This window comes from Thalassolituus oleivorans MIL-1 (assembly GCF_000355675.1).
Taxonomy (GTDB): Bacteria; Pseudomonadota; Gammaproteobacteria; order Pseudomonadales; family Oceanobacteraceae; genus Thalassolituus; species Thalassolituus oleivorans.
The window spans coordinates 3628309-3652067 of sequence record NC_020888.1 but is presented as its reverse complement, the minus strand read 5'-3'; the positions used below and the strand labels follow the sequence as shown (position 1 = coordinate 3652067).

17 protein-coding genes and 4 tRNA genes are annotated in these 23759 nt (G+C 48.3%); 18 read left to right on the top strand and 3 right to left on the bottom strand.

The window, feature by feature from the left end; translation table 11 throughout:
- Positions 1-272: 272 nt before the first annotated feature.
- Entirely contained in the window at positions 273-1265 is a 993-nt protein-coding gene (locus tag TOL_RS16810) for an adenosine kinase (protein ID WP_015488569.1), read from the bottom strand.
- Positions 1266-1412: 147 nt separating this feature from the next.
- Between TOL_RS16810 and TOL_RS16805 the strand changes: the two genes are divergently transcribed.
- The 3 genes from TOL_RS16805 (at position 1413) to TOL_RS16795 (ending at position 5126) form a co-directional block, all read left to right on the top strand.
- On the top strand, positions 1413-2543 hold the full coding sequence (locus TOL_RS16805; protein WP_144055397.1) for a potassium channel family protein: 1131 nt from the start codon (positions 1413-1415) through the stop codon (positions 2541-2543).
- A gap of 91 nt (positions 2544-2634) precedes the next feature.
- Positions 2635-2919 carry a DUF2946 family protein gene (locus TOL_RS16800; protein WP_015488567.1) on the top strand — a complete coding sequence of 95 codons (285 nt, stop codon included), beginning with the start codon at positions 2635-2637 and terminating at the stop codon, positions 2917-2919.
- Between the two features lie 56 nt (positions 2920-2975).
- On the top strand, positions 2976-5126 hold the full coding sequence (locus TOL_RS16795) for a TonB-dependent receptor (RefSeq protein ID WP_015488566.1): 2151 nt from the start codon (positions 2976-2978) through the stop codon (positions 5124-5126).
- Between the two features lie 56 nt (positions 5127-5182).
- On the opposite strand, the gene TOL_RS16790 is transcribed toward TOL_RS16795, so the two are convergent.
- Positions 5183-5998 carry a type 2 periplasmic-binding domain-containing protein gene (locus TOL_RS16790; RefSeq protein ID WP_197537898.1) on the bottom strand — a complete coding sequence of 272 codons (816 nt, stop codon included), beginning with the start codon at positions 5996-5998 and terminating at the stop codon, positions 5183-5185.
- 200 nt (positions 5999-6198) lie between these two features.
- On the opposite strand from TOL_RS16790, the gene TOL_RS16785 reads away from it, so the two are divergent.
- The 9 genes from TOL_RS16785 (at position 6199) to tuf (TOL_RS16745) (ending at position 17673) form a co-directional block, all read left to right on the top strand.
- Positions 6199-11163, top strand: coding sequence for an alpha-2-macroglobulin family protein (locus TOL_RS16785; RefSeq protein WP_015488564.1), 4965 nt, complete (start codon positions 6199-6201; stop codon positions 11161-11163).
- The gene (pbpC, locus tag TOL_RS16780) at positions 11163-13559 is read left to right on the top strand and encodes a penicillin-binding protein 1C (RefSeq protein ID WP_041588543.1); all 2397 of its coding nucleotides are present in this window, start codon (positions 11163-11165) and stop codon (positions 13557-13559) included. The genes TOL_RS16785 and pbpC overlap by 1 nt, the downstream gene beginning before the upstream one ends.
- Before the next feature lie 110 nt (positions 13560-13669).
- The gene (gene birA / locus TOL_RS16775; RefSeq protein ID WP_051052434.1) at positions 13670-14626 is read left to right on the top strand and encodes a bifunctional biotin--[acetyl-CoA-carboxylase] ligase/biotin operon repressor BirA; all 957 of its coding nucleotides are present in this window, start codon (positions 13670-13672) and stop codon (positions 14624-14626) included.
- Positions 14607-15320 (top strand): type III pantothenate kinase, encoded by a 714-nt coding sequence (locus TOL_RS16770; protein WP_015488561.1) that lies wholly within the window; start codon positions 14607-14609, stop codon positions 15318-15320. The genes birA and TOL_RS16770 overlap by 20 nt, the downstream gene beginning before the upstream one ends.
- A complete protein-coding gene (locus TOL_RS16765) occupies positions 15296-15955 on the top strand; it encodes a hypothetical protein (protein ID WP_015488560.1) in 660 nt (219 codons plus the stop codon). The genes TOL_RS16770 and TOL_RS16765 overlap by 25 nt, the downstream gene beginning before the upstream one ends.
- A gap of 91 nt (positions 15956-16046) precedes the next feature.
- Positions 16047-16130, top strand: a tRNA-Tyr gene (locus TOL_RS16760).
- An 83-nt stretch (positions 16131-16213) separates the two neighbouring features.
- Positions 16214-16287 (top strand) — tRNA-Gly (locus TOL_RS16755).
- A 7-nt stretch (positions 16288-16294) separates the two neighbouring features.
- Positions 16295-16370 (top strand) — tRNA-Thr (locus TOL_RS16750).
- Positions 16371-16449: 79 nt separating this feature from the next.
- Complete coding sequence (tuf, locus tag TOL_RS16745) at positions 16450-17673, top strand: elongation factor Tu (RefSeq protein ID WP_015488559.1); 1224 nt, start codon at positions 16450-16452, stop codon at positions 17671-17673.
- A 135-nt stretch (positions 17674-17808) separates the two neighbouring features.
- Here tuf (TOL_RS16745) and fusA read toward each other — a convergent pair whose 3' ends face one another.
- The gene (gene fusA, locus TOL_RS16740) at positions 17809-19899 is read right to left on the bottom strand and encodes an elongation factor G (protein WP_015488558.1); all 2091 of its coding nucleotides are present in this window, start codon (positions 19897-19899) and stop codon (positions 17809-17811) included.
- 310 nt (positions 19900-20209) lie between these two features.
- Between fusA and tuf (TOL_RS16735) the strand changes: the two genes are divergently transcribed.
- The 6 genes from tuf (TOL_RS16735) to rplA all read left to right on the top strand — a co-directional run bounded on the left by tuf (TOL_RS16735) (position 20210) and on the right by rplA (position 23757).
- Complete coding sequence (gene tuf / locus TOL_RS16735) at positions 20210-21433, top strand: elongation factor Tu (protein ID WP_015488557.1); 1224 nt, start codon at positions 20210-20212, stop codon at positions 21431-21433.
- A 66-nt stretch (positions 21434-21499) separates the two neighbouring features.
- Positions 21500-21575, top strand: a tRNA-Trp gene (locus tag TOL_RS16730).
- Between the two features lie 52 nt (positions 21576-21627).
- On the top strand, positions 21628-21996 hold the full coding sequence (gene secE, locus TOL_RS16725; RefSeq protein WP_015488556.1) for a preprotein translocase subunit SecE: 369 nt from the start codon (positions 21628-21630) through the stop codon (positions 21994-21996).
- 11 nt (positions 21997-22007) lie between these two features.
- Positions 22008-22544: a transcription termination/antitermination protein NusG gene (nusG, locus tag TOL_RS16720; RefSeq protein ID WP_015488555.1), complete on the top strand. Its 537-nt coding sequence runs from the start codon at positions 22008-22010 to the stop codon at positions 22542-22544.
- An 83-nt stretch (positions 22545-22627) separates the two neighbouring features.
- On the top strand, positions 22628-23062 hold the full coding sequence (gene rplK, locus TOL_RS16715) for a 50S ribosomal protein L11 (RefSeq protein WP_015488554.1): 435 nt from the start codon (positions 22628-22630) through the stop codon (positions 23060-23062).
- Positions 23062-23757 (top strand): 50S ribosomal protein L1, encoded by a 696-nt coding sequence (gene rplA, locus TOL_RS16710; protein WP_015488553.1) that lies wholly within the window; start codon positions 23062-23064, stop codon positions 23755-23757. The genes rplK and rplA overlap by 1 nt, the downstream gene beginning before the upstream one ends.
- Positions 23758-23759 lie beyond the last annotated feature (2 nt).

Sequence of the window (23759 nt, the reverse complement as noted above, 5' to 3'; positions counted from 1 at the left end):
TTTCACAGCTTGCCTGAGTGGATAAACGACGTGCAAGGCGACAAAATTCCGCCAAGCTATATTGATGATTTTGTTAATGTTTTGACGTTTTTTGCGATAATAGACAGTTCTCTAAAAGAACGTTTCCCAATCATGAAGATGTCCACAGATTCTGTGGATAACCACTCGGATAAGTGGCAAATAAACATTAAGCGGGGGACTGAAATCGGAACGTGCGTTTGAATTGTTTAAAAAATAACCAGCGGCGAGTTGCTCGCCGCTGGTTGTTTTCATTAGGCCAAGTGCTGTTTTAGCGGTTCGTGCTGTTCAGCATTTAGACGTGGTCCAAATTGGCTTACTACTTGTGCAGATGCGGCACTGGCTAAGCGGCCTGCAGCCGCAAAATCATGGCCGTGAGTAATGGCATACAAGAAGGCACCTGCGAACATATCGCCAGCACCATTACTATCGACAGCAGTAACGCTGTGCGGCGCAATGGTGTGTAATTGCTCGCCATCAAAGGCGACAGCGCCCTTTGAGCCAAGCGTAATGGCGAAGGTTTTGGCGACTTTTTTCAAGCCTTCGATCGCGGCGTCGATATCATCAGTATTAGTGAATAACTTGGCTTCTTGTTCGTTGCAGAACAATAAATCGACACCTGTACCTATCATGTCGGTAATGCCTTCTTTGAAGAACTGCACCATGGCAGGATCAGAGAAAGTCATCGCTACTTTGACGTTATTTTGACGGGCTAGCTCACGCACACGAATAGCGGCTTCGCGCGATAGTTCAGATGTGACTAAGTAGCCTTCGATGTAGACATATTCAGATTGCGCTAAAGCGTTTTCATCAATGTGCTTTTGATGTAGTTCGCTGGTAATACCTAAATAGGTATTCATCGTGCGTTCGGCGTCTGGGGTTACCATTACAAGGCACTTTCCGGTCACGCCTTCGTCGCGTGGGCCGTTCATGTTGGTGTCGACACCGGCCGCCTGCATATCGGCCACATAGAATTCACCAGCTTCGTCGTTGGCGACATTGCAGGTGTAGTAAGCCTTGGCCCCGAAGTAGCTAGCACCAATAATAGTGTTGGCAGCGCTGCCGCCACAGGCGCGTTTCTTTAAGCCATACTCGGCTTGCAACGTCGCCAACATGCTGGCCAATTGATCTTCTTCGATCAATGTCATCATGCCTTTTTCAATGCCAGCCTTGGCAAAGAAGGCGTCGTCAACTTCAAACTCTTTATCGACCAGCGCGTTGCCGATGCCGTAAATGTGGTAACCCATGTGGACTCTCTAATTTGGAAATGTAAAACCGAAGGCAGTTTAACTTACTTTGCCCTAGATATCTGACATTGGCATGAATTCGCGCTGTTGTTACAACTTTTTCTTTGCACGTTGGCTGTGTGGCTCGCGGCAGTTTATGATGGCGGCATGAATAAATTCACCCGTTTTGTGCGCCAACGTAAGCGCGTACGCCAAGCGGTCTATCAAACCGACCGCAATATCATGCGCAGCATTGTGCGAACCATGTTGGTGTTGTGTTTGTTTGTGCTGCTGCACGTGAGTGCCATGGTGCTGTTCGAAGGCATGTCGCCTTGGCATGGATTTTGGCTAACCATGACAACCTTAGCGACGGTTGGTTATGGTGATACTTCTGCGACTACGGTTGCAGGCCAGCTTTCTACCATTATCTTGATGTTTATCTGTGGCATAACCGTGATGACCTTGCTCATTAGTGATTATGCCGATTATCGAATTGCACGCCGCGAACGCATTCGTAGCGGTCACTGGGACTGGAACATGGCTGATCACATCCTCATTATCAATGCCCCTAAATACAATCGAGAGTCGTATTTTCATCGCATGATTTCGCAAATTCGTGAATGCGGTGAATTTAACGACACGCCGATTATGCTGCTGAATGAAGACTTTACCGATGGCTTGCCCGATAGTTTGCGTCAGTTAGGCGTTGTGCATGTGACTGGACTTGCTAGTCGTCCTGAAGATTTGGATCGTGCCGGTGCGAAGCGTGCTGCGCATATTGTTGTCTTGGCTCGAGACGAATACTCTGCCGACAGCGACAGCTATACCTTTGATGTTTCGCATCGTTTATTCGAGCTACACCTTGGCCACAAAACGATTGTTGAATGCGTTGATGATTTTAATCGCCCACGTTTAAAAGCACTCGATATCCGTGCCTTGTTGCGACCCATTCGTTCGTATCCCGAAATCATTGTGCGTGCCATGGTTGCTCCAGGATCTGAGCTGTTGATTGAGGATATGTTTACTCATGCTAACGACCATACGGTACGTTATCCTGTGTGGTTGGAAGGTGAGCGTTGGGCTGATGTGGTAACGGCTATTGTGCAAGCGAGTTTAGGTACTCCGCTGGCCTATGTTACGAAAGACGGCCATGTTGAAACGCACCCGGATGGTGAGTCTCACATCCATGCACAGTCGCTGCTGATTTTGGTACACACCGAACGGACTCCGACTACCAAAGAAGTTCATCGAGCAATCGAGCATCACTTCAATACGCGTTTAAAAGACGTCGAAAATTAAGAAAAAGCGCCTGACTTTACCGCATGGCGCTTTACCCTTTGGCATAAATTGGGCAAACTATAGCCAAATTGTAACTTTATAACAGTTTCCTATGCCGCCACGCCAATCCGGTTCCACTCTTGCTTTAATGCTCTGCACTCTGGTCATTATGATGGCCAGTATGCAAACGCTGCACGAGGAGTTAGTGGGCCACGCGATTGGCGAGCACTGCGAGTTGTGCTTAACCGCTGCCGATAGTGGTGGCTTAATCCCGCTAGCGATTGCTTTACCGACTTTAATTCTCGATAAAACGCCAGAGCCCTTAGCGCCACTATTGCCAACCCATGGCGAAGTGCGTGTTATTCCTCAAAATCGCGGACCTCCTACCGCGAACTAACGTCACGCTAGTTATTACATTCAAATCATTGACTTAGTTTTTTTAGAGGAAGACGCATGCGTCCTTTTTTCCGTGCTCCTGTTATTCATACAGTGGGCTTGCCTTTGCTATTGGCAAATTCTGTATTGGCTTATGCCGATGCCAATGCTCCAGATCACGATAACGCCATCGAATTAGAAACCATTACAGTCACAGCATTGCCCAATAATGCTTCAGCCACCGATTCTGCGCAGCCGGTGTTTGTTTTATCTGACGATGATCTAGAGCGAGCTCGTGCAACGTCCTTGGGTGAAACCCTGAGCCAGCAGCCGGGCATCCATAACAGCAGTTTTGGTAGTGCGGTCGGCCGACCTGTTATTCGTGGGCTAGGGGGTGGCCGTGTCAGCATATTGCAGGATGGTCTTAAGGCTGTAGATGCATCAACGGTAAGCCCTGATCATGCCGTCGGTGTGCAAACCAACACAGCACAACAAATTGAAGTAATACGTGGGCCTGCAACCTTACTTTACGGTAGTGGGGCTTTTGGTGGTGTGGTCAATGTGGTTGCTGCAGAGCCGCAGGAAGAGGGGGTCGAATCCGAGATTAACTTGGGCTACAACACGGTTAATCGCGGTAAAGATATTCGTCTCAATCAACAAGGTCGTCAAGGCGACTGGGGTTGGAACTTCGGCGCAGGTCAATTACGCAGTGACGATTATCGCGTGCCGAGAAAAGCTGGTGAAATTCATAATGACGATGGTGTGTTGGAATACCACGATGCTGAGTCGAGTCGTTTAGACAACAGCGATATTGAATACAACCGTCAGTTGAGTGCTGGTGGGCGTTATTTCTTTGATACTGGTTCGACCGGTTTAAATATCAGTCGCCTTACTAGCCGGTTTGGTTTGCCCGGGCATGATCATGGCGACGAAGAAGCGGTACTTGATCCTGCGGCGGCAGCTGATGAAGAGGGCGTTGCCCGAGTGAATCTAAAGCAGCTTCGTATTGCTTTAGACGCCAAAGCCAGTGATCCGCTTCCGGGGGTCACTAATCTTAATTTCGATTTAGCGTGGACGGATTACGAACATAGCGAAGGCCATGTAGAAGCGCATGATGATGCGGCTGTTGCGGAGCCTGATCATGAAGAGCATGGGCCAACCACCTTTGCTAAAGAAGCAATAGAGTCGCGTGTAGCACTATCCCTAACGCCGATTAGAAGTATCGAACAGACAGTGGGGCTGCAAGGTTCGCAAACCGACTTTTCCGCCATGGGTGAAGAGGCACTCGTGCCATCGACTCAAACCAACGAGATAGGGGTCTTCTGGTTGGCCGAACGCAACTTTGGTGCCGTTACTCTGAGTGCCGGAGCGCGCTGGGACCGAGTTCAGCACTCACCACAAACTCCAGATGACGTTAACAGTGTTTGCGGCTTTGGCTTAGACGCGTATCAAAATAAAACGTTTGGTAATACGAGCGCCTCCCTTGGTGCTCTGTACGATATTGATGCCAGCTGGCAGTTAGCGATTTCGGCAACATCGGCTTTGCGTGCGCCGGATGCAGAAGAGCTGTTTTCTTGCGGTGCGCATGAATCCACTCTGACGTACGAAATTGGTAATCCTGATTTAGATTCAGAGCACTCATATAATTTGGATGTTTCTGTACGTCGCAATGTCGGGCGTTGGACCGGAAGCGTCAGCCTATATCAAAATCGGGTAGACCAATTTATCTATCAGCAGGCTTTATTAACAGGTACTGATATCGTGCTGGTGGATGATTTACCGGCTTATCAATTTATCCAAGACGATGCCGTGTTGCGCGGTGGTGAAGTGACTGTTGGTTACACCATTACGCCGCAGTGGCAACTTACGGCAATGGCCGATCGGGTGCGTGCTGAGTTAGTTGACGGTGGAAATTTACCGCGTATGCCTAGCGACCGAATAGGCACTGGGGTTAATTATCAAGCCTTGCATTGGCAGGGGTTTGTTAATTGGATACATAATGCGGAGCAAAATCGTTTAGCCGATAATGGCGAAATCCCAACCGCTAGCTATCAGCTGTTAGATGCTGGCATTGGTTATCGCTGGTATCTACCTACGGTGGAATATCAATTAGATTTAAAAGGTACCAATTTATTGGATGAAGTGGTGCGATATCACACCTCGTTCGTTAAAAACACTGTACCGCAACCTGGACGTGGCTTTCAGTTAGCGTTTGCTGCGCAGTTTTAACGAAAATTGAAGGGTGGTAATGGCAACATGGATGTTGCCAACAGCACAACAACGAACTATTTAAAGGGAATCCACAACTTTGGATTATTAATGGGAGTTGTATTCGGCAGAGAAATATTCGGCAAATCAAAAATCAAAGCATCGTCGAAGCGAGTTAAGGGGAAGGCATCTTTGGTCGTCGGGTGTGTTTGCAAAAAATTGCGCAACTCACCACTTGTCACCATTTTACCTAAGCCATATGTCAGGCGCTCGGCCAGTGCTACGTTGTCTTTGGCGACAAAAAAGTACATCGGAAACGGATAGGAAATAATAATATGATCGAAGACAATTAAATCATCACCACCGTATCCCTCTATCTCGGCATAGACTTCCGTTATTGCTCGAGGAAAGTAATCACAGCGTCCTGCTCGAAGCATGTTGTACATCAATTCAAACTTGTGCACACGTTCAAGTGTATAGCCCGCGCTTTCTAATATGTCAGAATCTGGCCATTGATCGCCTTGACAGGCCGTGAGGGCTTTTAGTGCCGCTTCTTCACGAATATCCTGAAATTTAGTCAGATCGCCACGGCGAATAACGGGTACTCGCCGCCCTAGCAATCCTGCGTAAAGCGGAATACGAATGGGCAGACTGTTTTTTTCGCGCTCAGTAGTGGAACCGGCCCAAAAGATATCAATCCAACCATCTTCAAGCCCTAGGAATCCACGATTTTGGCTAAAGTTATTTGGGCTTTCTGCAATCGTGGCGGCACCGTACTTGTCGGCACTCGCATCCATGACTTTGTTTAACAAATCGATGTAGTAACGGTGACTGCCGTCAAAATTCGTACGCGTTGACTGCACTAGATACTCTGTCGCCTGTGCCGCTGGCATGAGAATCATAAGGCAGAAAAGCAGGGGTAGTAATCTCATAAATGGAGCGATAACCATTGCAACAGAAAAATAAGCATAGCGTAAGGCGTAACAAGTTTGTGTAATAAACCTGAAAGCGGCGCAAAGTTACATATTCTCACCATACTCGCGCTGACGTTTTGATTCTATATACTGCCGTCTCCTAGCAAAGGATTGTTTCCATGTTAAACCTTCGTTCATTATCGTTCGCACTATTAATTCCAGCATTGTTGAGTCTATATGGCTGCCAAGATGACAAATCAGAAGCGACAGCTGGGCAAACGTCTACGGCTAGCCCCAACGCTATGGCGACCGATGACACTAGCGGCCCTATTAATGAGCCGATAGATCCTTCCCTGTACCAAGGTATGCCACTTGAAGTCGCCTTGATTGCCGAAGGTACTTATGATGACGGCACCGTACTAGCAGTCACTTTTTCTGCTCCACTTGATCCAAAACGTGATTTTCAATCGTTTTTACGTGTTAATCGGCTAATTAAAAATAGTAGTGATCAGGCCTCTGAGGCAGAGCATGTAGCCGAGGTGATCTCGGGCCAGTGGATATTAGCCCCTGATGCCCGTCATGCTTACTTTACTCAAATCGATCCAGATACTCGTTATCGGGTGACGGTGCAGCCAGGCTTAGTTGGACTGACGGGTGTTAGCTTGATGCAGCCGCATACGGCTGATATCGATATTGGCTCTATTGCGCCGAGTGTGTCGTTTGCCAGTTCTGGCCACTTTCTCCCTTTAGGTTTGCATTCTGGCTTACCGATTTATGCTCTGAATGTCGCCGAAGCAAATGTGAGCTTTTTTCGCGTTGAACCGGGCAAAGAAAAAGCCATGATGAACTGGATCGGCAATAGCGTTAGTCGTCCTTATTATTGGATGGATACCATTCCAACCTTTGCATCTTTGATACACGAAGGCCGATTTACGTTGACGACTGAACGCAACAAACGCCGTCAAATGAACTTGCCGATTCAGGATGTCGCCGCTCTGCAGCAAGCGGGTGTTTATGTCGCGGTGATGTCGCGTCCGGGGCAGTATGATAGCCAGTTCGCGATTACCTATTTTATGGTCACGGACCTTGGTGTTCACGTTCGCCAGTATAAAAACAGCTTTGATATTTACATTTCTGATTTAAATTCCCCAAGCCCGATTGCGGGTGCCGATGTGCGTATCTATAACGACAATGGTTCTGTTGCTTTTGATGCATCCAGTAGTGCAAGCGGCGTGGTGAATGTTGCTCAGTTGCCGAAGCATGGACAACTGCTTGTCGTCACTAAAGGCGATGCCACCAGTATTTTACCATTGAGTACAGCTGCATTAGATTTGTCGGAGTTTCATTTGTCTTCGCGTGATTATCGTGAAGAAGAGTTATTTATTTATACCCCACGAGACATTTACCGAGGGGGCGACGAAGTTGTTTTATCGGCTTTATTACGTAACGACGATGGCAAACCATTAGCAGCTCGCCCACTGCAAGCCAGTTTATTTCGCCCCGATGGTCAAAAGATAAAAACCTTCGCATGGCAACCGTCGGCACCGGGTTATTACGAATGGCGTTATGCTCTAGGTGATGACGCGCAAACCGGTAATTGGCGCTTAACGGTCGAGGGTGCCTCTGCTGCTCAGTCGTTCCAATTTAAAGTGGAAGACTTTATGCCTGAGCGGCTGAAAATTACTTATAACGAAGGCAAGCCAGCCAAACTGCTGGCTAAGTCGGATGATATGAGTGTTGCCGTTTTGGGTGAATATTTATACGGCGCCCCCGCAAGTGGTAATAAATTTTCGGCAGCAATACGTATTCGTCCAGAGCCACATCCATTTGCTGAATTAGCTGATTTCTCATTCGGTAATGCGGGTACTGACACGGACCGAATAAATTTTGACTACGATGACAAAGAATTAAATAAAGATGGAAAACTGGATCTGGTTGTAGCGTCGCGTTGGCAGAATACTGCAACACCGTTAAAAGTCACTCTAACAGGCAGCCTGTTTGAAAGTGGCGGTCGCCCAGTAGTGCGTCGTTATAGTGCCAACGTTATTCCTGCCGATACCATGATAGGAGTGCGGCCATTATTTAAAGATCGTGCTAAAGCCCGAACCTTGGCGCAATTCGAATTGATTCGTACAAACCAAGCCCAAGAGAAACTTGCTGCTGCAGAGTTGACCGTACGCTTAATTAATCGTACCCATCGCTATCATTGGCGTTTTTCTAGTAGCGACGGTTGGTACATGGACGACACCGCCCAAGAATTTACCGAGTTAACGTTAACTTCGGCGATTACTGCGGGTGAAACGACGAACATTGAATTCCCAGTCGATTGGGGGGATTACCGTATTGAAGTGAGTGACCCTGATAGCAATATTCTAACCAGCTATGAATTTAGTGCGGGCGAAAATTGGTATCGTCGCTGGTCGCAAGCGAGTGATGCTGAGCAAGGTGCCGCGCCAGATCAGGTTGTATTGGCACTCGATCGCTCTGGTTATAGTGCTGGTGATGTGGCTAAGTTGCGAATTGTGCCGCCAGCCGCAGGTCATACTTTGGTGATGGTCGAGAGCGATCATTTATTATGGATGCGCCGCGTCGAATCACCGGCCGAAGGTACGACGGTGGATATTCCGATTAGTGCCGATTGGGCGCGTCATGATCTTCATATTACCGCGTTGCACTTGCAATCAGCCGATGAGCAAGAACGCATTACTCCAACGCGCTCGGTCGGTATTATTCATTTGCCGTTGGATCGTAGCGCGCGGGAATTAACCGTAACTCTTCCTGAAGATGCCTCTTGGTTACCAAATACTGAGGTATCTGTTGCTGTTGACGTGGCGGATAAGCAGGGGCAGCCAATACAGCAAGCTTGGGTGACGTTGGCTGCGGTTGATGTCGGTATTTTATCTATTACTGATTTTAAAACCCCGGATCCATTTAAGTACTTTTTTGAACCACGCGCTTATCGTGTCGATATGTTCGATATGTACAGCCGCTTAATTAGCCTCAATCGTAATCCTTTAGCGCGTCAACGCTTCGGTGGCGATGCGCCAGCGTTAAGTCGCGGTGGCGATAAAGCGCGTGCAGAAGTGCAAATCGTCTCGCTATTTAGCGGCTTAGTAACCGTGACCGATGGTAAAGCCAATATTTCATTTACGTTGCCTGATTTTAATGGCCGAGTGCGCTTAATGGCCATAGCGTTTGATGACACTCGCTTTGGTATGGCTGAGCAAGAAGTGACAATTGCCGCGCCAGTCGTTACGCAGCTATCTATGCCACGCTTTTTAGCCATGGGTGATTTATCCCAAGTGGCATTAGATGTCAGTAATTTGAGCGGTAAAGATCAAACGTTTAAATTGCAATTAAGTAGCAGTGGCGCTGCGGTCGGCAATTCGATTCAGCGAGATCTGGTTTTGAGCGATGGCGCGCGAACGACCATTATTTTACCTGTGGAAGGCAGTTATCCTGCGGGTGCGATTGATATCGCTATGCAATTAACGGACGAATCCGGTGAGGTATTGCAACGCCATTGGCAATTAAATACTCGCGCTGCGAATCCGGCAAAAACAGAGCAATACAATCGGCTACTGAATGCTGGTGAGTCCTACCATTTATCACCTGCGGCTATGGGGAATTGGCTACCTGAAACCTTGGGTGTCAGCGTTAGCATTAATAATCAAATTAATTTAAACCCTAAGAATCAATTACGTGAATTATTCCACTACCCTTATGGCTGTTTAGAGCAGTCGATTAGTTCGACATATCCATGGTTGTATATTAGCGAGAAAAAAGCCGCAAAAATCATTCAGCCTTTACCTCAAGGGCAGCGTGAAAAGAGTTTGATCGAAGGATTGAGGCGAGTTGTGACGCGCCAAAAAGTGAATGGTGGCTATGGCTTGTGGTCGAGTAATGACACGTACGAGCAGCATTGGTTAACCGCTTATGCCGGTGATTTTTTAACGGATGCGATTGATCAAGGAGTGGACGTACCTAAAGATGTTATGCAGCAAACACTTAATCGTTTGAAAGAATACGTGCGTGGTCGCGGCACGATGCAAGAGCGCTGGAGTGGACGTCCCGATTTATATCGCCCTACATATACTGCTTATGCCGCCTATGTTTTAAGTCGTCATAAACGTGCGCCTTTGGCTGATATTCGTCGTTTGGCTCAAGAACGTCCAAAAGATTTATCGTCCTTGCCATTACTGCATTTAGCTTTAGCTGCGGACGCTCAGGGCGATAAAGCATTAGCCGCTGAATTATTAACAGCGATGAAAAATGCGCCACGAGAAAGTAATTTCTATTTGGGTGATTATGGTTCGGATATTCGTGATGATGCGAAAATTGTAACCTTATTATTAACTCATAATATTGAGCAAAGTTACGCAATGACATTAGCTGCCAGTCTTGCTGAATCTGTGCGTAAACATCGCTATTTAAGCACCCAAGAGCGTAATGCTCTATTTATGGCCGCCTTGCAATTAGCGCAAACCAAAGGTGAAAGCTGGCAGGCAAGGTTGGAGCTGGCAGGCTTACAACGGACCTTGCAGCAAGTCGGTGAATTTGCTGAAGTACATTACGGACCGGAGCTGAGCGATGGTTTGGCGATAGTGAATAGCGGTGATAAACCAATACTTGCGGTAGTACAAACTCAAGGCATTTCGAATACCCCGCCAAAGCCAGAGGCCAATGGCAGTACTTTAGAGCGCCGTTATTTTAGCTTAGCGGGTGAACCTATTTTTCCTGTCGACGGTGCCTTAAATATGAAAGTCGGCGACATGATGCTGGTACAGGTAGAGTTAACGGCACAAAAGCGCCATCCAGATATGCTGTTGGTCGATTTATTACCCGCAGGATTAGAGCTGGAAAATCAAAATCTCTCCAGCAGTAAAAAATTAGATGAACTCAGCTTACAAGGTAAGCCACTTAGTGAATGGCAAAATGCAAAGATAGTGCATGAAGAATTCCGCGATGATCGTTATGTTGCTGCGGTCGATTTGAATCACTATCGTACTAATCGTTTGTACTATTTAGTGCGTGCCGTTACGCCGGGTCATTATCAAGTGCCCGCGCCTTTGCTTGAGGATATGTACAATCCAAGTATTCGTGCGATTGGTAAAACTCCCGATATTTTAAATATCGAGCCTTAATGACGCGAAGCGATAAAGTAATTGTAGTAACTGGATTGAGGCGCCGTGCGTTAAAGCTCGGCGTATTAGTTTTCGCGATAGTTATTTTAATTGCGTTATTACTGGATCTCTTATTTCCGATGGATGTTCCACGACTGAACGCTGCTTCGTTCGGTCAACGTTCGGATTTTGCGCAGTTGGTTGTTGATCGCAATAACCGCCCTCTGCGTGCCTTTGCTGATTACGACGGGGTGTGGCGTTATCCCGTTGCCTTGTCAGAGGTTTCGCCACTATATATTCAAGCGCTACTGGAATACGAAGACCGTTGGTTTTATTCGCACCCCGGAATTAATCCTGCCGCGCTACTACGCGCAGCTTGGCAAAACTGGCGCTGCCATTGTGTGGTATCCGGTGGTTCTACATTAACCATGCAGGTGGCACGACGTTTTTATCCTCATGATCGAACGGTGCTCGGTAAAACCACACAGATGCTGCGCGCTTTGCAATTGGAATGGCATTTCAGCAAAAATGAAATTCTCACGCTCTATCTTAATTACGCCCCGATGGGCGGCACGATTGAAGGTGTGGAAGCGGCGAGTCGCCAGTATTTAGACAAACCGGCCGCGCAACTCAGCCAAGCCGAGGCCGCTTTGCTGGCCGTATTGCCACAGGCACCGTCACGTTTACGTCCGGACCGTCACCCACAACGTGCGCGCTTATACCGCGATAAAGTGCTTAAGCGGTTATTCGATTTTGGTGTTCTAAGCGCACAGGCTTTGCAGCAAGCCATGCTTGAGCCGGTGCTTGCCGATACACCGCAGACGCCGATGTTAGCGCCGATATTTTCGCGCTGGGCACGTTCGCAACGACCCAATTCCGCCATAGTACACAGCACCTTAGACGCTGAGTTGCAGTGGCAGTTAGAGGATTATTTGCAGGCGCTTATTCAAAGCTTTCCGAGTCAGCATTCTGCCGCCATTTTAGTGATGGATAATGCCAGCGCAGAAGTGCGTGCTTATCTTGGTTCGGCTGATTTTTTAGACAGTCGCCGCGTTGGCCAAGTGGATATGGTGCAGGCCCAGCGCTCGCCGGGATCAACACTTAAACCTTTTGTTTATGGCCTGGCGATTGAGCAAGGGTTGATTCATTCCGAAAGTTTATTGCGTGATGTACCACGGCAATTTAGCCAATATCAGCCGGATAACTTTACCGGTACATTTTCTGGCCCAGTTTCAACTTCTGAGGCGTTACGTCGTTCACTCAATTTACCCGCAGTGCAAGTAATGGAAGCGTTAGGCCCAAGTGTGCTTTACAACGCCTTGGCTAGTGCCGGTGTGCGCATAGAATTACCGGCATTTGCTGAACCCAATCTCGCCTTAGTATTGGGTGGTGGCGGTTTGTCCTTGTGGCAGTTGGTGCAACTTTACGGCGGCTTGGCCAATCAGGGCTTAGTGCGCGAACCACAGAGCTTATTGCCACTGGTCGCGGATTCCTCGCGTTGGTTGTTGTCGCCCGCTAGTGCTTATGTGGTTGGTAATATGTTGCGCAGTCCACGCCCTGATCGTGCTCGTAGCGATTCGATTGAAGGACAGGGTCATCGCATTGCTTGGAAAACTGGTACAAGTTACGGCTATCGCGACGCTTGGGCTGTGGGTTTTACCCCGCGTTATACCATTGGTGTTTGGTTTGGTCGTCCTGATGGTACACCGTCGCCGGGTCAGTACGGTGCGATAACCGCGCTACCGGTATTGTTTCAAGTATTTGATCGCCTCGACCCGCATCCAGATAATTTCCCACAGCCAGTAGATGTTAGTAAGGCCACAATTTGTTGGCCGCTGGGGCAATTGGCAGCGGCGACACCCGGTAATCAATGCCATCAACAACGCGATGCGTTATTGGTGCGTCAGCAAGTGCCACCGACACTCATCGACGCCACGGTGGATGGTTTTGCCCGCAATCCCTTAACTTTAGCAATTAGTGAGCACCAGTTGCGGGTGGATGGTTACTGCAATGTCAGTGAGCGCCAGTCACTTGAAGTAGCACTTTGGCCTCGCAATTTAGAACCTTGGATTACGCCGAGCTGGCGTTATGCGCAACAAGTACCAGCGCTTGATCCACGTTGCCAAGATCGTGTGCCGGTATCCACCGCGCCCCTGCATATTATTGGTTTAGAAGCCCACACCATAGTGCGTTCTAGTCGCCAAGGGGGGGATGGTGCAAGCCTTGTGATGCCAGAGTTAGACTTACAGGCTATGGGTGGCTCTGGCCTACGCTATTGGTTTGTCGATGGGCAATTCATACGTAATAGCGAGGAAACTCACCCGTGGCGGTGGCGGGCGTCAACGCCGGGGCTGCACGATATTGTTGTAATGGATGAGCAGGGTAGTTTGGATCGAATCGAAGTCGAAGTGCAATAAATATGGCTCTAGCGTCACGACGTCGAGTGCCGGTAGTTAGTCTCAATTCCTTGCGCTTTTGATATAGTCGGTTTTTATACAGATGGCAGCCAACAACTATGGGGATCGGCATGCTGAATAAATTATTGGCTTTGCTCGCGGATGGCCAATTTCATTCCGGTGAAGAGTTAGGTGAAGCACTCGGTGTTAGTCGTGCCGCCGTATGGAAGCAATTAAAGAAGCTGGATGATCTGGATATTCCCTATTCGTCGGTTAAAGGTAAGGGCTATCGGCTGCATGATGCCATCGAATTACTCGACCCTAAACGCATTCGTGGCAGCATTAGCCAGCGTTTGGATATTCTCGACGTTTTGCTGGATGTGAACTCAACCAACTCTTATTTGTTTGAACGCGCTAGCGACCACATGGGTAAGCGCTATGCCGTGTTGGCTGAAAAGCAAACGGGTGGGCGTGGGCGACGTGGTCGTCAGTGGGTTAGCCCATTCGGTAAGAACATTTATTTATCTTTGCTGGTGTCATTTTCTGGCGGCATGTCATCGTTAGAAGGCCTTAGTTTGCTAACCGCGATTGCGGTTGAACGCGCTTTGGGACGCTTAGGTATCGAAAGTATTGGCCTGAAGTGGCCGAACGATATTTATGCTGATGGGCGTAAGCTAGCGGGCATACTTTTAGAAGTGACGGGTGAATACAACAGTCATTGCCAAGTGGTGATTGGTATTGGTTTAAATCTATCGCTGAGCGAAGCCGATGCTGCCGCTATCGATCAGCCTTGGGCCGAATTGCGTAGCCTTAATCCAAATTTATCGCGTAATGAGGTGGCTGCCACCTTGCTAGACGAATTGCTAAAGCTGGTGGATGAATTTCAGCGAACTGGCTTTGCCCCTTGGCAAACCTATTGGTCGGAAAAAGATATTTATCACGATAAAGAGGTCAATATCATTTCTCCGTCTCAAACGATTAGCGGCTTGGTTAAAGGCGTGAATCGCAAAGGTGAATTGATGCTGAAAACCGAACGCGGCATGGAAATTATTAGTGCAGGAGAGCTTAGTGTCCGTCCTGCTTCTTGATGTGGGTAATAGCCGCGTTAAGTGGCGGCTGACAACGCTAAGCGGCGAACGCTATTACGGTGACAGCGATGCTGCCGACATTGCACTGCAAACTTGGGTGGAGCAACCGCAGCGGGTAATGGTATCGAGCGTGCGTGAACAGGCCGATTTGCATACTCAGTTGGAGTTGATCTTCGGTCAGCGTTTGCAGTGGCTGAAAGAGCCGTTGCCGTCATCGCCGCAATTTCAGCATTGCTACCCAGAGCCTCGACGTTTAGGGGTTGATCGTTGGTTGGCTATGCTCGGTGGGCGCGTTCAGCAGTCAGGCGATTTGCTGGTGGTGGACGCTGGAACCGCTCTAACGATAGATTTGTTTTCGGGCGATAATCAGCATCAAGGTGGCTATATCGTACCGGGCTTACGTATGGCGCAAAATGCTTTGTTTACTGGTACTGATCGCGTGCGTCCATACCAAGATGAGCAAAATGAGCAAGATACTGCCCCTGGTAAGAACACTTTAAACTGCGTCGCTGCAGGGGTTTTGCGACAAAATCTGGCTCTGGTGCAATCCTTATTGGACGAGTACCCTGAGCACCAACCTCTTATTACTGGAGGTGATGGACAATTATTGGCCGGTCGTTTGGGGCTTAGCTACAGCCCAGACTTGATATTTGATGGTATGGATTCCTTATGCGCTGGATCTTCTATAGTTTAGTTATCGCTAATATCGTGGTGGCTGGGTATTTCTTGGCTCAACCGAAAAGCGAATCAGTCGCCAATACCGTCGCTGCAGCGCCTATTGCCGGCAAGACATTGCGTTTAGTTGGGGAGGCCGAGCAACCACTGGCGCCAGCCCCTAAATCTGAATTTAGCTCAGCACCGCGTCAACTTTGCTATGTGCTTGGCCCTTATAAAGATGATCTTGATGCGCGCCATGTACAAGCTCGTGCTGCGGCATTGTCATTGACAGGCATGATCAATAGCATTGGCGTTGGCGAGCAAACCGATATCGAATATTGGGTTCATGTACCGCCACGTATTGATCGTGCCGCTGCAATGGCAACGCTAAAAGAACTTCAGCGCCGTTCTATTGATAGCTACATAATTACCCAAGGCGATCTTGCCGAAGGTATCTCTCTTGGGTTGTTCCACAGCCTAGATTCCGCCAAGAAACTTAAAGCTGAAGTCGAAGTCTATGAATTTCCAGTGGATATTCTCGAGATGGGGAAGCGTCAGCTGGAATATTGGGTAGAAATTCGAGAAGTGGCTCAGCTCACGGAACGCATGCGTGAACGTGTTCAAGCTGGTGATCATGGGGTTGAGTGGAAGTTGGTGGAGTGTCTTAACTGAAGTCGACTTAGACTTATCAGCTAAGTCGATAATAAATAAGCCAAAAAGAGTTGACAGCTTGTCGTCTCATCCTGATAATGCGCGTCACTTTGGTGGGGTTCCCGAGCGGCCAAAGGGATCAGACTGTAAATCTGACGCGAAAGCTTCGCTGGTTCGAATCCAGCTCCCACCACCAGTTTTAAAATGATAAGCGCCTCGGCGATTATCGGAGTAGGCCGGAAAGCTATATAGCCGTTAGCGGGCCAGCCTGCTAGATAGGCGGGTATGGTACAATGGTAGAACCTCAGCCTTCCAAGCTGATGATGCGGGTTCGATTCCCGCTACCCGCTCCAAATATTCGCTGATATAGCTCAGTCGGTAGAGCGCATCCTTGGTAAGGATGAGGTCCCCAGTTCGACTCTGGGTATCAGCACCAATATTGATACGACAAGGTAGGCCATGAGCCTGCCTTTTTGTGCATCTAAATTTTACACCACTGACAGAGAGATAAGGTCATGGCAAAGGCAGCGTTTGAACGCACAAAACCCCACGTAAACGTGGGTACTATCGGTCACGTTGACCACGGTAAAACAACTCTAACTGCAGCGTTAACTCGCGTATGTTCAGAAGTATGGGGCGGTGCTGCCGTTGCATTCGACGGTATCGACAATGCTCCAGAAGAGCGTGAGCGCGGTATCACTATTTCAACGTCACACGTTGAGTACGAATCACCATCACGTCACTACGCACACGTCGACTGCCCAGGACACGCGGATTATGTAAAAAACATGATCACTGGTGCTGCACAGATGGACGGCGCGATCCTAGTATGTGGCGCGACTGATGGCCCAATGCCACAGACTCGTGAGCACATCCTGTTGTCTCGTCAGGTTGGTGTACCTTACATCGTTGTATTCCTGAACAAAGCGGATCTTCTTGCTGAAGATTGCGGCGGCGCAGACTCAGAAGAATACGCAGAAATGCTTGAGCTTGTTGAAATGGAATTGCGTGACCTGTTGTCAGAATATGACTTCCCAGGCGACGACACTCCAATCATCGCGGGTTCTGCTTTGATGGCATTGAACGGCACTGATGACAACGAAATGGGTACAACCGCTGTTAAGAAGCTGGTTGAAACTCTGGATTCTTACATCCCTGAGCCAGAGCGTGCTATCGATGGCGCATTCTTGATGCCAATCGAAGACGTATTCTCTATTCAAGGTCGTGGTACGGTTGTTACTGGTCGTGTTGAGCGCGGTATCGTTCGTACTGGTGAAGAAGTTGCGATCATCGGTATCAAAGACACCATCAAAACTACCTGTACTGGTGTTGAGATGTTCCGCAAGATTCTAGACGAAGGCCGTGCTGGTGAGAACGTTGGTGTTCTGCTGCGTGGTACTAAGCGTGAAGAAGTTGAGCGTGGCCAAGTATTGGCTAAGCCAGGTTCTATTACTCCACACACAACTTTCCAATCAGAAGTTTACGTGTTGGGTAAAGATGAAGGTGGTCGTCATACGCCATTCTTCAAAGGCTACCGTCCACAGTTCTACTTCCGTACAACTGACGTGACCGGTGCTTGTGAACTTCCAGAAGGCGTAGAAATGGTAATGCCAGGTGATAACGTTCAATTGACCGTTACTCTGATTGCACCAATCGCGATGGATGAAGGTTTACGTTTCGCAATCCGTGAAGGTGGCCGTACAGTTGGCGCCGGCGTGGTAGCAAAAGTTATCGCTTAATTGCAGATGGCTAGTAAAGAAAGGTCGCTTCGGCGGCCTTTTTTTATGGGTGTGAGTTTGTACCTCGGTTGCTTTTAGATAATAAAAAACCCCGCTCAGCTTGCGCTGGCGGGGTTTTTCTTTAGCGAGTAAGGCTTACTTTTCAGCAGCTTTACGCGCTTTAGCTTCTGCAATAACTTTCTCTGCTACCTGTGCTGGGCACGGTAGGTAGTGAGAGAATTCCATTGAGAACTGACCACGACCAGAAGTAATGGTACGTAGGTGACCGATGTAACCAAACATTTCCGATAGTGGAACGTCTGCTTTAACACGGATACCAGTAGAGCTTGGCTCTTGGTCTTTGATCATACCGCGACGACGGTTAAGGTCGCCGATCACGTCGCCAACGTTGTCTTCTGGAGAGAAAACGTCAACTTTCATGATAGGTTCGATCAGCTGTGGACCTGCTTTCGGCATAGACTGACGGAATGCGCCTTTGGCAGCGATTTCGAAAGCGATAGCCGAGGAGTCAACAGCGTGGTAAGAACCGTCGAATAGCTCGATTTCAACGTCTAGAACAGGGAAGCCAGCCAATGGGCCTTCTTCCATCATCAAACGGAAACCTTTTTCAACTGCAGGCCAGAATTCTTTAGGAACGTTACCGCCAACCACTTTAGAAGCGAACGCGAAGCCTGCACCTGGCTCGGCAGGACGGATGCGGTAATCGATCTTACCGTATTGACCAGAACCACCAGACTGCTTCTTGTGCGTGTAGCTATCTTCGATCGCTTTAGTGATGGTTTCGCGGTATGCAACCTGTGGTTGACCAACGATTAATTCAACACCGTAAGTACGCTTCAAGATATCCACTTTAATATCTAAGTGAAGTTCGCCCATACCTTTAAGGATGGTTTCACCTGAATCTTCGTCAGTTTCAACTTGGAACGTTGGATCTTCTGCAACCATTTTACCGATCGCAATACCCATTTTATCAACAGAGCCTTTGTCTTTAGGCTGAACAGCAATTGAGATTACTGGCTCTGGGAACACCATGGCTTCCAAAGTACATTCATGTTTAGGATCACATAGAGTGTGACCGGTTTGAACGTTTTTCATGCCCACAATCGCGATGATGTCACCGGCTTGTGCGTTACTTAGTTCTGTACGTTCATTGGCTTGCATCTCAACCATGCGGCCAACACGCTCAGTTTTGCCGGTGAAGCTGTTAAGGATGGTATCGCCCTTAGCAATTTTACCTGAGTAGATACGCACGAAGGTCAGGGCACCGAAACGGTCATCCATGATCTTAAATGCCAAAGCGCGGAAAGGCTCTTCAGTAGATACAATGGCGTGCTTACCTGTTGGATTGCCTTCTTCGTCAGTCAGATCTTGTGGATCAACTTCGGTTGGTGATGGCAAGTAATCAACAACGGCATCCAATACGAGCTGCATGCCTTTGTTTTTAAATGCAGAACCACAGTACGTTGGGAAGAACATAAGATCGCGAGTACCTTGACGGATACAACGCTTGATATCTTCCATTGATGGCTCAGTGCCTTCTTCAAGGTATTCCATAAGCAGATCTTCATCAGCTTCTAATGCTGTTTCGATCAATTGCTCACGATACATCTGTGCGTCATCAAGCATATCCGCAGGGATATCCGTGATTTCGTAGTTTTCTGGTAATCCAGAATCATCCCAAACGTAAGCTTTCATGCTTAGTAGGTCGACAACACCAACAAATTCATCTTCACGACCAATTGGCAGCACCATAATAAGTGGGTGTGCGCCCAATACTTTCTTAACCTGATCAGTAACGCGGAAGAAATCTGCGCCCATGCGGTCAAGTTTGTTTACGAAGATGATACGAGCAACTTCAGAGTCGTTCGCATAGCGCCAGTTAGTTTCTGACTGTGGTTCAACACCACCAGAACCACAGAATACGCCGATACCGCCATCAAGTACTTTCAATGAACGATAAACTTCAACAGTGAAGTCAACGTGTCCAGGGGTGTCGATCACGTTGAAGCGGTGATCTTTCCAGAAACAGGTGACAGCAGCAGACTGAATGGTAATGCCGCGCTCAGCTTCCTGTTCCATGAAGTCAGTGGTCGATTCGCCATCGTGAACTTCACCAGTTTTATGGATTTTACCGGTGAGCTTAAGGATACGCTCGGTGGTAGTGGTCTTTCCCGCATCTACGTGGGCAAAGATACCAATGTTTCTATATTTCGACAGATCCGTCATAACGTTACTCGGTTAGCAGAGACAAAATTCGCGCGTAACTTTACATGTTTTCTTCATTACTTTCTCGCCGTTTTTGCAATGAAACGCGTAAATATTCAGATAAGTAGGAAAAAAGTGACTTTCGGCGGTCGCTTAAGTGGCAAATGTGGACTCTTTTGCGGCTGCTGGGAAGTGATTTACTGAATAGCTCAGTGATTTGTTGACAGGTTCGCTGCCATGGGTATGATTACGGCCCTTAGTGGCGAGTCGGCATCAATAGGATGCACACCAGATCGCCAGAGTATTTACTTCTATTATTGAGGGTATGACGGTGGCAAAGGCAGCGTTTGAACGCACAAAACCCCACGTAAACGTGGGTACTATCGGTCACGTTGACCACGGTAAAACAACTCTAACTGCAGCGTTAACTCGCGTATGTTCAGAAGTATGGGGCGGTGCTGCCGTTGCATTCGACGGTATCGACAATGCTCCAGAAGAGCGTGAGCGCGGTATCACTATTTCAACGTCACACGTTGAATACGAATCACCATCACGTCACTACGCACACGTCGACTGCCCAGGACACGCGGATTATGTAAAAAACATGATCACCGGTGCTGCACAGATGGACGGCGCGATCCTAGTATGTGGTGCGACTGACGGCCCAATGCCACAGACTCGTGAGCACATCCTATTGTCTCGTCAGGTTGGTGTACCTTACATCGTTGTATTCCTAAACAAAGCGGATCTTCTTGCTGAAGATTGCGGCGGCGCAGACTCAGAAGAATACGCAGAAATGCTTGAGCTTGTTGAAATGGAATTGCGTGACCTGTTGTCAGAATATGACTTCCCAGGCGACGACACTCCAATCATCGCGGGTTCTGCTTTGATGGCATTGAACGGCACTGATGACAACGAAATGGGTACAACCGCTGTTAAGAAGTTGGTTGAAACTCTAGATGAGTACATCCCTGAGCCAGAGCGTGCTGTTGATGGTGCCTTCTTGATGCCAATCGAAGACGTATTCTCTATTCAAGGTCGTGGTACGGTTGTTACTGGTCGTGTTGAGCGCGGTATTGTTCGTACTGGTGAAGAAGTTGCGATCATCGGTATCAAAGACACCATCAAAACTACCTGTACTGGTGTGGAGATGTTCCGCAAGATTCTAGACGAAGGCCGTGCTGGTGAGAATGTTGGTGTTCTACTGCGTGGTACTAAGCGTGAAGAAGTTGAGCGTGGCCAAGTATTGGCTAAGCCAGGTTCTATTACTCCACACACAACTTTCCAATCGGAAGTTTACGTGTTGGGTAAAGATGAAGGTGGTCGTCATACACCATTCTTCAAAGGCTACCGTCCACAGTTCTACTTCCGTACAACTGACGTGACAGGTGCTTGTGAACTTCCAGAAGGCGTAGAAATGGTAATGCCAGGTGATAACGTTCAATTGACCGTTACTCTGATTGCACCAATCGCGATGGATGAAGGTTTACGTTTCGCAATCCGTGAGGGTGGCCGTACAGTTGGCGCCGGCGTGGTAGCAAAAGTTATCGCTTAATCAACTTTAAGGGTTGATTAATTGATGTGGGTGCTGTAACTTACGGCGCCCTGATTGAGAGTCTTTAGGCCAGTAGTTCAATTGGTAGAGCACCGGTCTCCAAAACCGGGTGTTGGGGGTTCGAGTCCCTCCTGGCCTGCCAAAATTCTTAAGATGGCAGCTTCGGCTGCCATTTTTGGCTTTAGGGAATAGTGATGAGTACCGATAGCAAAGCTGTAAATATGCCACTTGATATTGCTAAGTGGTTCGTGGCGCTCGCATTTCTGGCCGCCGCTGTCGCAGGGAATTACATGTACGCCGAAGTCGGCTTACTTTATCGCGTCCTTGCTGTTGTTGCGTTGATGTTGTTGGGTTCTGGTGTCGCTTTGACGACTGCCAAAGGTCAAACATTTCTGCAGCTATTGAAAGACGCCAACATTGAGCGTCGCAAAGTTGTCTGGCCGACGCGTCAGGAAACAACGCAGACCACTATGATTGTTGTTTTGGTGGTTGTGCTTGTTGGATTGGCGTTGTGGGGTTTGGATACTCTGTTGGGTTGGCTCGTTAAGCTGTTGGTTGGCTGAGGAAGAAAATTATGGCAATGCGTTGGTATGTGGTTCACGCCTATTCCGGCTATGAGAAGCGCGTCCAGAATGCGTTGAAAGAACGTATTGAACTGCATGATATGCAGGATCAATTCGGTGATGTGCTTGTGCCTACTGAAGAGGTAGTTGAAGTTCGCGACGGTAAAAAACGTAAGAGCGAGCGTAAGTTCTATCCGGGTTATGTCTTGGTGCAGATGGATATGAATGATGCGACGTGGCATTTGGTTAACCAGACGCCGCGCGTAATGGGTTTTATTGGTGGTACGGCAGATAAGCCTGCGCCTATTACTCAAAAAGAGGCTGATGCCATTCTGCAGCGAGTGCAGGAAGGTGTTGATAAGCCTACGCATAAAACGATTTATGAGCCGGGTGAAGTGGTTCGTGTTGTTGATGGTCCGTTTGCCGACTTTAACGGTGTCGTTGAAGGTGTGGATTACGAAAAGTCCCGCGTGCAAGTGGCTGTTACTATTTTTGGTCGTTCTACCCCGGTCGAGCTGGAATTTACCCAGATCGAGAAGTCGGCGTAAGAACTGTTTAATGATCGCTACGGTGATCGGGGAGCTAAGCCCGCTTTGTTGCGGCGGCGTTAATACCCATTTAGGAGTAAATCATGGCTAAGAAAGTAGAAGGCTACATCAAGCTGCAAGTTGCAGCTGGTAAAGCGAACCCAAGTCCGCCAGTAGGTCCGGCTCTGGGTCAGAAAGGTCTGAACATCATGGAATTCTGTAAAGCGTTCAATGCTCAGACTCAAGGTATGGAAGTTGGAATGCCAGTTCCTGTAATTATTACAGCGTACAGCGACCGTTCTTTCACCTTCGAATTGAAAACTCCGCCAGCGTCTTTCTTGTTGAAGAAAGCAGCTGGTCTAACTAGCGGTTCAGCTCGTCCTAACACTGTTAAGGTCGGTACTGTAACTCGCGCTCAGTTAGAAGAAATCGCCACTGTAAAAATGAAAGACCTGACGGCTGCTGATATGGATGCAGCTGTTCGTACAATCGCTGGCTCTGCTCGCGCGATGGGTCTTAACGTGGAAGGAGTTAACTAATGGCTAAGCTAACCAAGCGCCAGAAGCTGATCGCTGAACAAGTTCAACCAGGTAAAGTATATTCTGTTGAAGAGGCTGTTACTTTATTGGCTGGTTTGCCAGGCGCGAAATTTAAAGAGTCTATCGACGTAGCAGTGAATCTGGGTATCGATGCCCGTAAATCTGACCAAAACGTACGTAGCTCAACCGTTCTGCCAAACGGTACCGGCAAAACCATGCGTGTTGCTGTGTTCACTCAAGGCGCCAACGCTGAAGCAGCTCGTGCTGCAGGCGCTGACGAAGTGGGTATGGACGACTTGGCTGAAAAAATCAAAGGCGGCGACCTGAACTTTGACGTCGTTATTGCTTCTCCTGATGCAATGCGCGTTGTAGGTATGCTGGGTCAGGTATTAGGTCCACGCGGTCTGATGCCAAACCCGAAAGTAGGTACAGTGACTCCAGACGTTGCTACCGCTGTTAAAAACGCCAAAGGTGGTCAGGTTCGTTACCGTAACGATAAGAACGGTATCATCCACACCTCTATCGGTAAGATTGACTTCACTGCAGAAGCAGTAAAAGGCAACTTGACTGCACTGTTGGCTGACCTGAAAAAAGCTAAACCATCTTCTGCCAAAGGCGTTTTCATGAAGAAGGTAACCCTAAGCACAACTATGGGTCCTGGTTTAGTGGTTGATCATTCTGCTCTTGATATCTAATC